This window comes from Streptomyces sp. SID3343 (assembly GCF_009865215.1).
Lineage (GTDB): Bacteria > Actinomycetota > Actinomycetes > Streptomycetales > Streptomycetaceae > Embleya.
In genome coordinates this window covers 1-210 of record NZ_WWJX01001510.1, presented here as the reverse complement: position 1 = coordinate 210, position 210 = coordinate 1, and the positions used below count along the sequence as shown (strand labels likewise).

At 74.8% G+C, this 210-nt stretch carries 1 pseudogene; it reads left to right on the top strand.

Features of this window, described 5'->3' with window-relative positions:
- Positions 1 to 210 (top strand): annotated as a pseudogene (locus GT354_RS47590) (sugar hydrolase); the annotation flags it as partial.

Genomic DNA, 210 nt, shown 5'->3' with positions numbered 1-210 from the left:
GGACCCGACCGGCACCGCCCCCGCGCCCACCGGCGACCCCGGGGAGGGCACCACCACGAGCGCCGGCTTCGCGCCGTACGTCGACACCTCCCTCTACCCGGCCTACGACCTCCTCGCCAACGCCGAGGCCACCGGTGTGAAGGACTACACCCTCGCCTTCGTCACCGACGGCGGCGGCTGCACCCCCAAGTGGGGCGGCGTCACCGACCT